This is a genomic window from Rhodococcus sp. IEGM 1370 (assembly GCF_033142325.1).
Lineage (GTDB): Bacteria > Actinomycetota > Actinomycetes > Mycobacteriales > Mycobacteriaceae > Rhodococcoides.
On the sequence record NZ_JAWLRY010000009.1, the window covers coordinates 51651 to 66293 of the forward strand.

Below are 14643 nucleotides of genomic sequence, written 5' to 3' on the forward strand. Positions count from 1 at the left end.
AAGTGGCACAGTGCCTCGCCTTGTACGTGGCCACCGAGGATTCACGTAGTACGCGATCGATCACCCCGAGCCGATAGTTAGGCTAGCCTACCATCAACTACAGGTTCGGGTGGGTGGGCGAAGTGGCCCCGAGCTGCAGAGACGTCGACGAAAAAGCCCAGTTGGGACGCGGTGTGACGACGGTTCGATCGAATCTTCCGGCGGTGCCGCGATTGAACGTGTCGGACTCTGGGCACAGAGGAAGAATGACAGACAACACGAAAGTCACAGTCGAACGAACCATAGAAGCTCCCGTCGACGCTGTTTTCGACGTGCTGACCAACCCCGAGCGCCATCAGGCGCTCGATGGATCAGGCTTCGTACGAAGTGTCGACCACGCCGACCGAATTCAGAAGGTCGGCGAGAAGTTCACGATGAACATGCAGGGCGATCACATGGGCGGCGAGTACCAGACCGACAACCATGTGACGGGCTACATCAAGGACAAGCTGGTCGCATGGACGACGGCACCCGCAGGCAACGAGCCTCCCGGCTGGGAGTGGCTGTGGGAGCTCGAGTCTCAGGGCCCGAACGAGACGCTGGTCCGTCATACCTACGACTGGTCCAAGGTCACCGACAAGAAGTTGCTCGAGCAGATCAAGTTCCCTCTGGTCACCGAGGATCAGCTGAACGACACACTGGGTCGCCTCGCGGTCGAAGCGACGTCCTGACCCAACGACTCTTCTGGGACGCACAGCCTCAGCTCAGCCGTAGAACGCTGTGGCGTCGACACTCTCTATCGGCATCCAACGCCGCGGGGAGTCCGTCGACGTGGAAGTGGCCGTGCGGTCGACTCCACGGCGAAGCTCGCGGGAACCGGCGGCAACTTGTTCGCTACGAGTTCGGTGCGCGCCTCGTCGGGGAGGTCGGCGTCCGGTAAGTCTTCGCTGAATGCGATCTCGTGTGACAATTTCGAAAAATGCGGTCTTACAGCATTATCGGGCACGTCCCGCGCGATGCATCGGATCAGGACTGTTCACGAGAACACCACCAGGTTGTGCGGCCGCCCACCGTTCCGCGTGCCATCGGGGCACCACATCGCGGGCACGCCGCATCGGTTTTTCGGAACGGAATGATCTCCCCGGTGTGCACTCCACCTTTCTTCGTGGCTGATCGAACAGCGCGACGCAGAACAACACGAAGCTCGTCGAGCTCCTCCGTCGTGAGCGTGTTGGCCCGCCTGGACGGGGATTGCTCGCTCTGCCACAGCACCTCGTCGGCCAGTAGATTGCCGACCCCCGCTATCGCCGCTTGATCGAGCAGTCGTGCCTTGAGAGGTGCACCGCTGGAACCGATTCGGTGGCGGAAATCGTCGCGCGTGATCTCCGCGGCATCCGGACCGAGAGCGTCGATGTCGGGTTCGAGTCGAACCCGGCCGAGGCGGCGCTTGTCGAAGAGCCGGAGCTGTCCACCATCGTCGAACGTCATGGAGAACCGAGTCCACTCCGGCTTGTCGGTCGGGCGCTCGCCGACATGGGGATCGCCGCCTCCGTACTGCGACGTCCGCTCGCCGTCGGGAGCGGTGACGATGACGCGTCCGCCCATGCCCAGGTGTATGCCGAGGGTCGGCCCGCTCGAGCCGTCGGCCGTGACGGTCTCGCACCACATCGCCTTACCGCGTCGACGCGCCTCGGTGAGTTTCCCGCCGATCAGTGCGCCGGCAATATCGCCCGGCATATGAGGTCGGCACTCGAAAGTATCGGTGTCATCGATGTCGACGATGACGCGACCGAGAGCTTTCTCGACGACCTGTCGGGCGTTTTCGACTTCGGGTAATTCCGGCATGCACCCGGTGTACCCACTTCGTCGACACTATGCGCGGGTGCCGCCGTCGATCATTCGGCTCGTTCGTCGTCCCTCGCGGGCACCAGCGGACCCAGTTCGGCATCGAGCACCTTCTGCACGACGCGCATCGCAGCCAGCGCCGCAGGCGCACCGCAGTACCCCGCCGTGTGGACGACAGTTTCGGTGATTTCAGTTCGGGTGAGGCCGTTGCGGAGAGCTCCGCGTACGTGTCCTGCGAGTTCCTCGTGGGCGCGTAGCGCGATGAGGATGCCGAGGTTGAGCAGGCTCCGACTGCGGTTGTCGAGGCCGGGCCGCGTCCACACGCCGCCCCACACGGTGTCGGTGACGAAGTCCTGCAGGGCAGCGGAGTCGGTGTCGGCGGCACTGGCAAACGCCTTCTCGACGTACTCGTGGCCCATCACGTTTCGACGGACCTCGAGCCCGTCCTCGAAGCGCGGCCCCCTGTTTCGACTCGTGGCCTCGTCGTCGATCATGGTGGATTCTCTCCTTCGTCTGCGTGTCGACAGATCATGGCAGGGGTTCCCGCGGAACCTCAGGCGGAAGCGAAGTCGGTCACGGCTCGCTCTGTTCGGTGTGCGTGCGTGGATCACCGTGATCAGGTGGAGTGATCCCACGCTCGCGAGGCGAGCCCATGAAGGCCGATCCTCCGACAGCGCTTTCGATTCCGTGAAAACGGCCGCGCCGCATGCGCGAGCGAAGTAGGCGTGCGATCAATACGAAGGCACCCAGAACGACTGCGAAGCCTGCGACCACGGCAAAGACTGCCAACGATGTGTCCATGATGTCTCCGATCCTCATCTCCGAAACCCGACCGGCCTCTGTCGATTATGAGACCTGGGACCTGCTCGGGTGGTGGAACCGGGACGTAGGTGTCTTTCGCTCCGCTCAGCGCGAAGAAACTGTCCCTCCGTCACGGTCGTCCCGCGCAGGTTGTATGTCGTCGGAGACTTGTTCTGCACGAGTTGCTTCGAGGAACAGCTGAAGAAAAGAAGAATGCTCGCCCCGTTCCTGCGAGGGCCTTCCCACTCGGGGGCCTTCCGATGCCTTCGACATATCGATTCGCGTTCCTCCCGTGTCGGCGATCAACAATCTCAGATTCTGAATAGTCAAGCAACTGAGATAGTAGATACAAAGCGCGGCACTAAGCGAACGATCGGCGAAATGCGGCGACCGAGCGACTCCTAACGGTGTGCGTGGGCGGCGAGGGTGCCCAAGAGCTGCAATGCATCGGCCGAGGGGCTGTTCGGTTCGGCGTGATAGGCAACCAGGGTCTGGCCATCGGTACCCGCAACGGTCAGTTTCTCGTGCCGAAGGTCGAGGGGTCCGACCTCCGGGTGATCGAGAAGGCTGGTGCCGCCCGTTCTCAGATTTACGTCATGGCGCGCCCACAGCTGCCTGAACACCGCGCTCGCGATCGACAGTTCGCCGACCAGTGCGGTGAGGACCTCGTCGTCGAGATGCGTCGCCGAGACAGCCCGAATTCCAGCCACGGCGTCGGTGGTGACGCGGCTCCAGTCGCGGTGCAACTCTCGCTCGTCGGCATCGAGAAATACCGCACGGAGCAGGTTGACCCCGGGGGAGTTGTTGGGAGACAACGCCGTTCCCATTCGATTCGCGGCCAACACCGTGAAGCGGCGATCGTGAATCAACGCCGGCATCGGCAACGCGTCGAGAAACCGAAGAGTTCCGGCCGACACTCGCTCCCTCCTCCTCGCTGGACGGCGAGACGATGTAGGGGGAGTGCCCAGAGCGTGCAGGTATGCAATGCTGTCGGCGTCGAGACGCAACACCGCGGCCAGGGCGTCGAGCACCTGCGTCGACGGAGTCTGGTTGCGGCCTTGCTCGAGCCGAACGTAGTAATCGGTGCTGATTCCCGCGAGCATCGCGACCTCCTCGCGGCGCAGACCGCGAACGCGACGCCTCCCACCACCGATGAGGCCCACATCCTCGGGGTCGAGCTGCTCGCGGCGCGCTCGAAGGTACCCACCGAGCGCCTCGTGGTTGTCCATCGCTCCACCGTAGATCCGGAACCCGGGTGATGAGTAGCCCGCAGAAACCCAGGATGCCGCGGGCTCGTGATGGTCCCCGGGAGTACCTCACTCTGAGAGTGCCGCACAAAGCGGCTTCACGAGAAGGAGTTCGATATGACGAGAATCGTCACACCGTTCGGTGCCGACGCCACCGCCGACGAGGTCAGCGAAGGCATCGATCTGTCAGGCAATCGCGCCATCGTCACCGGGGGCGCGTCGGGCATCGGGATCGAGACCGCTCGGACGCTCGCTCGCCGCGGAGCACGGGTCACCCTCGCTGTCCGCGACGTCGTCGCCGCCAGGAGAGTTGCCGCGGAGATCGTCGCCGACACCGAAAATTCCGAGATAGACGTACGCGAGCTCGACCTCACCGACACCGCATCGGTGAGAGCATTCGTCGACGCGTGGGACGAGCCCCTGGATCTGCTCGTCAACAACGCGGGTGTCATGGCCATCCAAGAGCTGACCCTGGTCGAGAACACGTGGGAAAGGCAGTTCGCGACCAATTTCCTCGGCCACTTCGCCCTCACGACAGGCCTTCACGACGCCCTGCGGCTCGCCGACGGCGCGCGGGTGGTGTCGGTTTCTTCCTCGGCTCACCTGTTCTCGCCGGTAGTGTTCGACGACATCGACTTTCGCTTCCGGCCCTACGACCCGCTGCAGGCCTACGGTCAGTCCAAGACTGCCGTCGTTCTGTTCGGAGTGGCCGCGACCTCACAGTGGGCGGACGACGGAATCACGGTCAACTCCGTGAACCCGGGAGCAATCGCGACCTCTCTGCAACGCCATGTCGGTGGCACGCTCGCCACTCCCATCGACCTGCAGAAGACGCCAGCGCAAGGCGCGTCGACATCTGTGATGGTCGCTACCAGTGGACAACTGGATGGCATCGGTGGCCGCTACTTCAACGACAATCAGGAAGCGATCGCCGTCGATCACAGGCCTACCGGCATCACCGAGCTGGCGAACTCCGTGGCCTCGTACGCCCTCGATCTCGATGTTGCCGAACGGCTATGGGCCATTGCGGCCCGTGCCGTCGAATGACGATCACATCCCAGCGGCGGTAGGCGGCTCGATCAGCATCCTCTTCATCACCTTGCCGGTCGCGGTTCGGGGCAGTTCGTCGAGGAATGTGATGTCACGGGGAACGCAGAAGCGGCTCAAACGGTTTCGGATGTAGGCGCGCACCATGTCCGCATCGAGGCCCGCTGATCCGCGGCCGACGACGAATGCGGCCAAACGCTGCCCGTATTCGCTGTCGGGCACACCGACGACCGCGACCTCGCCGACCTGAGGAAGATTGGCGATGGCATCCTCGACGGGGCCGGGAAAGACGTTCTCGCCTCCGGAAATGATCATCTCGTCGTCCCTGCCGCAGACGAACAGCCGCCCGTTGCAGTCGATGTACCCCAGGTCGCCGGTATCCATCAGCGCAGCTCCGCGGGCGGACGCCGTCGACGGCGGTTGGGCGTTGGTGTACCCGTCGAAGAGCATGTCGTTGCCGACGAATATTCGACCGAGGGTTCCCACCGGAACGGCAGTACCGTCCGCGTCGAGTACCGCGACCGTTGTACCAAGAGGAGGGCGCCCGGCAGTGGCGGGGGCGGCGCGTAGGTCTTCGGGGGTGGCGATCGTTGCCCACGAGACCTCGGTGGAACCGTAGAAGTTGTAGAGGACGTCACCGAAGACGTCCATGAAGCGGCTCACGGTCGATCCGGTCAATGCCGACCCACTGCATGCGACGACTCGCAGGCTCGAAGTGTCGTAGCGTGATCGGATCTCGTCGGGCAGGTCGAGTATCCGCTGCAGCATGATCGGAACTGCGATCAGCGAGGTACAACGGTGCGCCTCGATAGCCCGCAAGCAGTCCTCCGGATCGAATCGATCCTGAAGAACCACCGTGGCGCGCAGCGGCGTACTGATCTGCAGTGCCGCCAACCCCCAGCTGTGGAACATCGGTGCCGCGATCAACATCGTCTCGTTCATCCGGAGGGGCATGCGAGAAAGCATGGCTGCAACAGTTCCGAAGCCCTTCGGTGTGGGACGAACCGCACCCTTCGGTGACCCGCTGGTTCCCGAGGTCAACACGACCACCGAACCGGGTCTGTCCGGCCTCGTGAACGTCGCGGACGGTGCTGCGACGAAGTGTTCGAGGGTGCGTCGACGCGGAACGGCAGTGTGGGAAGAAAGGCTCACACGAGTGACGTCGTCGGGCAGGTAGCGAACCATCGAGTCGAACTCGTCGTCGACGAACAGCACTCGGAGCTGGTGTCGGGCGGAAATGGTCTCGATCTGGCGGGCAGCGAGACCGGTGTTGAGAAGGACCACCTCGACCCCGAGCATGCCGCACGCGACGGTGCACTCGATCATCCCGGAGTGGTTTCGAGCCAGAATGCCGACGGTGCTACCAGGACTGATTCCGGCCGCATCGAGACCTGCGGCGATGCGGTGCGATCGCTGGTGGATCTCTGCGAAAGTACGGGTCCCTCGATCGTCGATCAAGGCAATCGCGTTCGGCGACTTCGCTGCTGCGGCCGCGAAGCCTCCGCCCAGAGTGAAGCCCCATTTCGCCAGTGAGTTCAGCTGCTTGTACGCGCGGTCGGGACGTGCAGCACGAATGACGCCGGTTCCCACCATCGTCTTCATGATTGCCAACGGGAGTGACCGAGAATCCCCGGTATTGGACACGATCGACGTCGAGGTGCCGGAGAGGCAGTTGTCCAGTCGGCGCAGACCACCCATCACCCAATCGACCACCGCGCGGTTGTGCTCGGGTTGGGGCGAGTACGACCCGCCGAGGCCAGCTCTGAACACAGTGACATCGATCTTCGTCTCGCCTGCCGAGCGCGCAGTGAGGGTGAATCTGATGAATCCGCCGGACTCGACGTGCTCGATGGTGATTATCGGCCGGTTTCGCCTGTTCACCACCAGGTCGAGGGCGTGCTCGACACCGCCGACTCCGCACCGGTAGCCGTCCGTGGATTCACGGAGCACGCAGTAGTCGAGCCCGGGGAAGTAGCGTGGGAACAGCTCGACCGCGCTCAAGACCCCGCAGACCTGCTCGATGTCGTGTGCGAAGACCGTGCTGCAGTCGATGACGTCCGAGACCATGCCCCACCCCCCGTACCTTGCCGAGCCGGCAGGGACGCCGACTCAACACCGACCAGGGGATGGCGGCGCGCACCTGGAACGGGTCATCCGCCTGGATGAAGTCGTCATCGTAAACCCGAAGCACGCTTGTCTGGGTGAAATCAGCCGAAGTTGGTCTTTTATCGTGGTTTTCTCCTGTCCAGCGCGTCAGAACTGGATGCCCAGCGACCATGCGAACACCGTGTACGCGGCGATGGTGATCAACGAGATGGCGATCAGATTGAGCCAGAAACCACCACGCATCATCTGACCGATCGTGATGTATCCACTGGCATAGGACACCGCATTCGGTGGAGTCGCGACCGGCAGCATGAACGCACAGGTCGCGGCCAGCGCTACGGGGACGGTCAGGACCAGAATGTCGATGTTCATGCCCATCGCGACGCCCCCTGCTACCGGGAGGAAAGTCGCCGCCGTCGCGGTATTGCTGGTGATCTCGGTCAGGAAGATGATCGCGGCCGTGGCGACGACGACCAACATGACCACCGGAATCGTGTCGAGACCGCCTGCGACGCTACCTATCCACTCCGTCAGGCCGCTGGACTCGAACTGTGCCGACAGGGCGAGCCCGCCGCCGAACAGCAACAACACGCCCCACGGGAGTTTGACGGCGGTCTCCCAATCGATCAGACGCACACCCTTCTTGCTGCCGCTGGGAAGCAGGAACAGCAGGAGAGCTGCGGTCATGGCGATGCCGGTGTCGGATATCGGCGGGCTGTCGAAGAGCAACGGAACCCCCACCCAGGAAGCGGCCGCCAGGCAGAAGATGATCGCGACCCGAATCTCTCCCTGCGACATCCTGCCCAGGGCGTCCAGTTCACCTCTGATCAGCTGTTTGCCGCCGGGTATGTCGTCGATCTCCGGCTTGAACATCACGTGGGTCAACAGGAACCAGGCGATCACGAGCAGGACCACGGCGAGCGGAACGCCGGCGATCATCCACTGCAGGAATCCGATGGTGATTCCCTGCCCCTCCAGGTAGCCGACCAGCAAGGTGTTGGGCGGGGTGCCGATGATCGTTCCGAGTGAGCCGATCGATGCCGCATAGGCGATACCGAGCATCAGAGCGGTGCCGAAGTTGCTCTTGATGACGGCCTGCGTGATGGTCTCGGCGTCCGGGCTCGTTCCACCGTCGGAGCCGGGTACAGCTCCGGCCTTCCTGCCGATGTCGAGAACCAGAACGAGGACCGAGACACCGATCGGTATCATCATCACAGCGGTGGCCGTGTTGGAAACCCACATCGACAGAAAGCCGGTCGCGATCATGAACCCGGCGATCACCATGGTCGGTTTGGTGCCCATGGCGTTGACCGTCAGCAGCGCGATACGGCGATGCAGATTCCACCGTTGCATGGCCAGCGCCAGGAGGAAGCCGCCCATGAACAGAAAGATGATGTTGTTGCCGTACGAGGCACCCACGTCGTTTACGACGACGCCGGAATCGAATACCGGAAAGATGACGAGGGGTAGCAGTGCGGTCGCCGGGATGGGCACTGCCTCGGTCATCCACCAGATGCCCATCAATACCGCGGTGGCTGCGGTCAGCCGTGCCGGGTGCGCCACGTCCTCCGGGAGAACCAGATAGACGACAAGTGCCAACAGAACGCCTGCGCCGAGTCCGACCCATTGCCGCTTGCGGCGGCCGGGCTGCACTTCGTCTTCGCGTTCTCCGGCCGATCTCCGATCCACTTCGTCGAACGCGTGGCCTTCGGATGCGCGCCCGGCCTTCTCGTCGTCGCCGACCTGCGTCATGGAACCTCCTCGGTGTGGACGTTTCATCACCCTAACGCGTGAATTGTCCGGAAGGTCCGAATCGAACAGTGTCGACGCGCGCCTCGCTTACCGCGCGACGTCGGGCTTGTTCGCCGCCGGATCGTTGTCGAGCACCGGGTCCCACACGTCGCCGGGTAGGTCGCCCGGCAGATGACTGTTTCCGCGTCCGACGAATTTGTCGTCGCGACCTTCGCGCCGCATCGCCTCGAAGTCCGCCAGCGCACCGAAGGCCCATTTGCCCAGCAGCGCAATGGCTACCAGGTTCACGGTTGCCATTGCCGCCATGGCGACGTCCGCGAGTGCCCATACCGTCGTCAGCGCGGACAGGGAGCCGAAGCCGATGGCTGCAAGGACGATGGTGCGCAACAGGTTCAGCAGTTTGCCCTCGACTCCGAGGAAATTGAGATTGATCTCGGCGTACGAATAGTTGCCCAGGATCGAGGAGAACGCGAACGTGAAGATCAACAGTGTCATCGGAATCGTGGTCCACGTGCCCAGCTGAGCTGAGATCGAGTCCTGAGTCAGAACCGCGCCCGCCACTCCGCTCGGGTTGCTGATGTCGTACACGCCCGAGACCAGGATGATGAACGCTGTCGCACTGCAGATGACGATGGTGTCGAAGAAGACTCCGAGCGACTGGATCAGACCCTGCTTCACCGGATGGGACACCGTCGCGGTCGCTGCGGCGTTGGGCGCGCTGCCCATGCCTGCCTCGTTGGAGAACAGTCCGCGCTTGACGCCGTTGAGCATGGCGGCCAGGATTCCGCCCGTCGTGCCGCCGATCGCCTCGTTCAAACCGAATGCGCTGGAGACGATCTGACCGAAGACCGTCGGGATCTCGCCGATGTTCATCGCCACGATCACCAGTGCGAGCAAGACGTACACCAGAGCCATGACGGGGAGCAGGTACTCGGCCACCCGCGCGATTCGCCGGACACCACCGAAGAGGATCGGAGCAGACAGCACCACCAGGAACACCGCGATCCACCCGGCATCGATGTTCATCGTGGACGAGAACGATTCGGTGATGGTGTTCGCCTGAACCATGTTGAACGCGAAGCCGAAAGCGAAGATCAGCAGGCACGCGAAGACGATTCCCCAACGACGCGAACCCAGACCCAATTGGATGTAGTAGGCGGGACCGCCCCGGAAGCTGCCGTCGGGATTGCGCACCTTGTACATCTGCGCCAGAGTCGCCTCGATGAACGCCGTCGCCATGCCGACCACCGCGACCAGCCACATCCAGAAGATTGCACCCGGTCCGCCGAGAGTGATCGCGATGGCAACACCTGCGATGTTTCCCGTACCCACCCGGGACGCCAGGCCGACACAGAAGGCCTGGAACGCCGAGATGCCGCCCTCGGCATTCGACCGAGATCCGCCGATTGCCTTGAACATCGACGGAAGAAGTCGAATCTGAACGAATTTGGTGCGAACGGTGAAGTACAGTCCGACGCCGATCAACAAGTAGATGAGGAAGACGCTGTAGAGACGATCTGCCAAGAAGTCGATCACTGAACTGACGGTATCCACGGTGCCATCCTGGAGTGCTCGGTGTGTGGGTGCGTCGACAGCACATTACTCGCAGATGGTCGAAAGTTTGCACCCAACTACAGAGTCGCGCGAGGTGGGTTCGGAACCTACTGCCGGTGCTCCGTGGTGCCCCAGATGTCGTCGAACGGTATCGACCGTCCCAAAATACGTTCTGCTGCACGGTGTCCCGACTTCAACGCCGCTGTGACCGTTGCCGGATCTTCGGTCCAGGTCGCTTCACCGGCGAGATGAAGTACATCGCCGATCGGAGTGGCCAGGTCGTCGTGATCGCGCGTGCGTGAACCCACCGTCATGTACGAGTACGAACCGTACGAGAACGGATCGTCCTGCCAGCGAGTGACGTACACGCGGTCCGGTGCAACGACCCGGTCGCCGTACAGGCCACGCAGCGCCTCGAGAACCGAGTCCGCGATGCGCGCGTCCGACCAGTGCCGAGTCTGCTGCGCGCATGCGCCCGCTGCGAACGTCAGAAGCGTCGGACGTCCCTGGGGCATGGTCACGTCGTACCAGGAGTGCCACCAGCGCCCGGCTTCGCCCTGCTGCCGAACGGCATAGACGTTCTCGTCCCAGAACTTGGTGGGGAACCGAAGAAAGACTTTCTCGAAGGCATTCATCTCGAGTCGTTCCAGTGCACCCGAAACAGGTTCCGGTAGTGGCGGTTCCACGGTGAAGGTCGGCGACTTCAGTACTCCGATCGGCACCGTCACCACAGCGCGCTCGGCCGAGAACCCCCCGGATCCAGTGTCGACCCGAACTCCGTCTCGACCCCAACGGACCTGCCTCACCACGTGTTCGAGCCGGACGTCGAGCCCCACGGCCAATCGAACCGCCAGCTCGTCGTAACCGTCGGGGAACACGACTTCGTCGCCCTCGATGGCGTCGTCGTCCAAACCGTGCGCGTCGAGCGACTCTTTTCCTACTCCCAACTGTTCCTCGGCTCGATGTCCGAGGAACTCGCGAACTCGTTCGAGTCGGTCGATGTTCCAATCCAGTTGCGTCAGAGTTGCTTCCACTGCGTCTCCGAACGATGTCCCCGGGGACGACTTTGCAACCGTCGCGGCGAACAGTTCGTCGAAGTGGTGAACGTCGGCGCCGAACTGCGCGGCGGACTCATCGCTCAACCTGGTCCCGGTGGGGGAGTAGTACGCGATGGGTCTGCCGTCGGGCTGGTAGCTACCGACGGTGAACTCGACGGTCCGCATTCCGAAGGCGTGTACGGCATCGGCGAGAGGGTTGTCGTCCGTTCCGTGAATCCAGGACGCACCGACATCGAGGATGCCGTCGGCGGTGCGCATCGTCCAGACCCGACCGCCCACGCGGTCTCTTGCCTCGAGAACGACGACTCGCTGACCGGCACGATGGAGGAGTCTCGCAACGACCAAGCCGGAAATACCTGCCCCGACCACGAGGGTATCGACGTGTGTCACCGTCACTCCTGTCCGCCGACGGCCGTGGGGTCAGTTCCCTCGGCCGGAATTGCCGTTTCCGTTCCCGCTGTTGCCGTTTCCTGAATTGCCGTTCCCGCTGGTGCCGTTCCCACTGGTGCCGTTGCCGTTTCCCGAATTGCCGTTCCCCGGGTTTCCGTTGCCGTTTCCCGGCGGTAGCGGCGCAGGCGCGGCCGGTTCGATCGGATCCGGATTCGACGTGGGGACGGGTGCAGGCTCGGGCGGGTTCGAGAAGACCGGGATCGAGGTCGCAGGTGCGGGCTCAGGTGCAGGTGTTGTGGCCGCAACGGTCGGCGACTCCACGACTGTCGGAGTCGGTGTCGCAGGTGACATGGGCTCCGGCTCATCACCCGTGCCCACTGCGACCCAGACGATCGCCGCGCCCAGCGAAACGAACAGAGCCGCTGCCGCCGGGATCATCCATCGTCGGCGGGGAGATTCGGCCGTAGTCGACGCGGGAAATGTTGTGGGCGCAGCCGTGTCGATGGGTTCGACTGGCATCACGGCAGTGTGAGCAAGAGGTGTCGTGCTGCGCGAGAGCCCGCGCAGTCGGTGGGCAACCGCAGCTGCGTCCGGTCGATCCTCCGGGCGTCTGGCTGTCATCTCCGTCAACAGCGCGTGCCAGTCCGGTCCGAGCCCCTCGGGGACGTCGGGATCGCGGTGCAGGCGCGCCACCGCTGCTGCCACGGCACTTCCCTCGAATGCCATTGTGCCGTTAAGGCATTCGATGAGAACGAGACCCAGCGTATAGATGTCCGTCGGTGGGCCCGCAGACGTACCTGTTGCCTGCTCCGGGCTGAGGTAGTGCGCAGTACCGACTGTGGTGCCGTGCTCGGTGAGTCGTTCGGCGTCGACGATACGGGCGATGCCGAAATCGGCAAGTTTGGCGCATTGCCCCACGCCCACGTCCGGTGCCTGCGCGACGAGAATGTTGGCCGGCTTGATGTCCCGATGGACCACACCCCGGTCGTGAATGTAGGCGAGAGCTTCCGCCAACTCGTAACCGATCCGCGCGACGTGTGCGGCGTTCATCGATCGGCTCCGGCGATACGCACTCAGAGTCGGACCGTCGATCAGCTCCATCACCAGGTACGGAACCGGCGCCCCGCTGTCGTCGAGTGCAGTGCCCGCGTCGTACAGCGTCACCAGACCCGGGTGCGACAGCGACGCGAGAGTACGAATTTCTGCATCGATGCGCTGTGCAGAGTCCGGCGGCTCACCGTGGCGAAATATCTTCACCGCTACGGACCGGCCGAGAACGTCGTCGTCGGCGTGCACGACGTCGGCCATTGCGCCGCGTCCCAACACGGTGCCCAGTCGGTATCGGTCCGCGAAGAGGCGGTCGTGAGGGGCAAGAGGACGAGAGTCCGCTCCCACTGTCGTCACCGCCGTTCGTCGAGTCCTTCGAGCACCTTATAACCAGTCGATCGACGTGCAGACCGCAGTCGGCTGTGGACATCACGGTGCAGTCGGGCAAGATGATGACCCGGGTGGGGACCGATCGATCAGTATCGAGGGAGGGTCCACCCATGCGTCGAGGCTCGACGAGTGCCGCAATTTCGCCGGTGTCGATCGACATCACGTCGGTCTATCAGCCGATCGTCTTGCTCGACGGGCGCGCCGTCGTAGGGTACGAAGCGTTGGTGCGGACCTGCGGAGAAGGTCCGCCGATCCCGCCACCGGAACTGTTGGGGGTGGCACGCGCGCAGGGCGTCACCGCCGATTTCGATTGGCGGTGCAGACTCAGCGCGCTCCGCGGTGCTGTCGAGTCCGGCTATCCCGATCAGCTCGCGCTGTTCGTCAATGCCGAACCTGTTGCCCTCGATGCACCTCCTCCTCGGGACTACCTACCGATGCTCGCCGACGCGTCGCGGCTGTCGATCATCGTCGAGATCACCGAGCGTGATCTGATGGGTGATCCGGCGGGTCTGCTGAGGGCGGCCGAGCACGCCAGAAACCTGGGGTGGCGAGTCGCCATCGACGATGTCGGGGCAGATTCCTCCAGCCTGGCGCTGATCCCGCTGCTGCGTCCCGACGTGATCAAGCTCGACATGGCTCTGGTGCAGGGGCGTTCGAGCAACGAGACCGCCGCCATCGTCGCTGCCGTTGCCGCCGAGGCCGAACGTACCGGTGCCCTGGTCCTGGCCGAGGGGATCGAAACCGAGCGGCACGAGAGCTATGCGCGCGCGATGGGGGCCGTTCTGGGGCAGGGATACCTCTACGGCACACCGGCCCCTCTCCCGGATTTCGGTGAGGTACCCGAACCCGTCCGTTCGCTCGACCTGGATGGAACGGTCACCGTGCGCGCCCCGGTGGCGGTCACGCCGTACGGGCTCACCCATTCGCTCGGCGCCCGCAGGCACGCGGATTCCACACTGCTCGACGCCATCGAGAACAGTTTGCTGCACAGTGCATACGGCACCGGTTCCTCGACCGTCGTACTGGCGACGGTGAGCGCGTCCACCGGCCTGACGCCTGCACGCGAGGCGATGTTCGAGGACCTCGCCACCCGGACCGCGCTGACGGCTGTCTTCGACTCGCATGCCGCGCCGCCTGCGCCCAGCTTCCGTGCTGTGGTGGTGGGCGCGGACGAACCGTTGGCGTTGGAGCGTTCGATCGTGATTCTGGCTCCGATGTCGAGTGTGGCGCTCATTGCGGTGGAGCGAGGCACGGCCGAGGACGGCACCCCGATGTACGACTACCGCCTCACCTACGACCGTCATGTCGTACTGGATGCTGCAACAGTGCTTTTGAGACGAATACCGGCCAGATCTGCGGTCTGAGCCCGCGAGCGTCTCGTCAAGATCGCGTAAATTATTGCTCGAAATTCGGTAAATGGCGTCTTC

General features: G+C 63.6%; 12 protein-coding genes. 3 read left to right on the top strand and 9 right to left on the bottom strand.

The window, feature by feature from the left end; translation table 11 throughout:
• Positions 1–245 precede the first annotated feature (245 nt).
• The gene (locus tag R4P47_RS13690) at positions 246–710 is read left to right on the top strand and encodes an SRPBCC family protein (protein ID WP_068047344.1); all 465 of its coding nucleotides are present in this window, start codon (positions 246–248) and stop codon (positions 708–710) included.
• Between the two features lie 295 nt (positions 711–1005).
• On the opposite strand, the gene R4P47_RS13695 is transcribed toward R4P47_RS13690, so the two are convergent.
• From R4P47_RS13695 to R4P47_RS13710, 4 genes are all read right to left on the bottom strand, one after another.
• Positions 1006–1824, bottom strand: a complete 819-nt coding sequence (locus tag R4P47_RS13695) for an Fpg/Nei family DNA glycosylase (RefSeq protein WP_068047343.1) — start codon at positions 1822–1824, stop codon at positions 1006–1008.
• Between the two features lie 50 nt (positions 1825–1874).
• Positions 1875–2318: a carboxymuconolactone decarboxylase family protein gene (locus R4P47_RS13700; protein ID WP_317785014.1), complete on the bottom strand. Its 444-nt coding sequence runs from the start codon at positions 2316–2318 to the stop codon at positions 1875–1877.
• Between the two features lie 79 nt (positions 2319–2397).
• On the bottom strand, positions 2398–2625 hold the full coding sequence (locus R4P47_RS13705) for a hypothetical protein (RefSeq protein ID WP_317785015.1): 228 nt from the start codon (positions 2623–2625) through the stop codon (positions 2398–2400).
• 401 nt (positions 2626–3026) lie between these two features.
• Complete coding sequence (locus R4P47_RS13710) at positions 3027–3854, bottom strand: helix-turn-helix transcriptional regulator (protein ID WP_317785016.1); 828 nt, start codon at positions 3852–3854, stop codon at positions 3027–3029.
• Between the two features lie 135 nt (positions 3855–3989).
• On the opposite strand from R4P47_RS13710, the gene R4P47_RS13715 reads away from it, so the two are divergent.
• Positions 3990–4919: an SDR family NAD(P)-dependent oxidoreductase gene (locus tag R4P47_RS13715; protein WP_317785017.1), complete on the top strand. Its 930-nt coding sequence runs from the start codon at positions 3990–3992 to the stop codon at positions 4917–4919.
• Between the two features lie 3 nt (positions 4920–4922).
• On the opposite strand, the gene R4P47_RS13720 is transcribed toward R4P47_RS13715, so the two are convergent.
• The 5 genes from R4P47_RS13720 to R4P47_RS13740 form a co-directional block, all read right to left on the bottom strand.
• Positions 4923–6986, bottom strand: coding sequence for an AMP-binding protein (locus R4P47_RS13720; protein WP_317785018.1), 2064 nt, complete (start codon positions 6984–6986; stop codon positions 4923–4925).
• A 186-nt stretch (positions 6987–7172) separates the two neighbouring features.
• A complete protein-coding gene (locus R4P47_RS13725; protein WP_317785019.1) occupies positions 7173–8777 on the bottom strand; it encodes a DASS family sodium-coupled anion symporter in 1605 nt (534 codons plus the stop codon).
• An 87-nt stretch (positions 8778–8864) separates the two neighbouring features.
• Positions 8865–10313, bottom strand: a complete 1449-nt coding sequence (locus R4P47_RS13730) for an alanine/glycine:cation symporter family protein (protein ID WP_317785020.1) — start codon at positions 10311–10313, stop codon at positions 8865–8867.
• A gap of 125 nt (positions 10314–10438) precedes the next feature.
• The gene (locus tag R4P47_RS13735) at positions 10439–11779 is read right to left on the bottom strand and encodes an NAD(P)/FAD-dependent oxidoreductase (protein WP_317785021.1); all 1341 of its coding nucleotides are present in this window, start codon (positions 11777–11779) and stop codon (positions 10439–10441) included.
• A gap of 30 nt (positions 11780–11809) precedes the next feature.
• Positions 11810–13183, bottom strand: a complete 1374-nt coding sequence (locus R4P47_RS13740; RefSeq protein WP_317785022.1) for a serine/threonine-protein kinase — start codon at positions 13181–13183, stop codon at positions 11810–11812.
• A gap of 143 nt (positions 13184–13326) precedes the next feature.
• Between R4P47_RS13740 and R4P47_RS13745 the strand changes: the two genes are divergently transcribed.
• Positions 13327–14580, top strand: a complete 1254-nt coding sequence (locus R4P47_RS13745) for an EAL domain-containing protein (RefSeq protein WP_149405700.1) — start codon at positions 13327–13329, stop codon at positions 14578–14580.
• The last annotated feature ends 63 nt before the right edge of the window (positions 14581–14643 follow it).

Coding starts and splice junctions, on each gene's coding strand:
- R4P47_RS13690 (WP_068047344.1), top strand. CDS start 246: ATGACAGACAACACGAAAGTCACAGTCGAACGAACCATAGAAGCTCCC.
- R4P47_RS13695 (WP_068047343.1), bottom strand. CDS start 1,824: ATGCCGGAATTACCCGAAGTCGAAAACGCCCGACAGGTCGTCGAGAAA.
- R4P47_RS13700 (WP_317785014.1), bottom strand. CDS start 2,318: ATGATCGACGACGAGGCCACGAGTCGAAACAGGGGGCCGCGCTTCGAG.
- R4P47_RS13705 (WP_317785015.1), bottom strand. CDS start 2,625: ATGGACACATCGTTGGCAGTCTTTGCCGTGGTCGCAGGCTTCGCAGTC.
- R4P47_RS13710 (WP_317785016.1), bottom strand. CDS start 3,854: ATGGACAACCACGAGGCGCTCGGTGGGTACCTTCGAGCGCGCCGCGAG.
- R4P47_RS13715 (WP_317785017.1), top strand. CDS start 3,990: ATGACGAGAATCGTCACACCGTTCGGTGCCGACGCCACCGCCGACGAG.
- R4P47_RS13720 (WP_317785018.1), bottom strand. CDS start 6,986: ATGGTCTCGGACGTCATCGACTGCAGCACGGTCTTCGCACACGACATC.
- R4P47_RS13725 (WP_317785019.1), bottom strand. CDS start 8,777: ATGACGCAGGTCGGCGACGACGAGAAGGCCGGGCGCGCATCCGAAGGC.
- R4P47_RS13745 (WP_149405700.1), top strand. CDS start 13,327: ATGCGTCGAGGCTCGACGAGTGCCGCAATTTCGCCGGTGTCGATCGAC.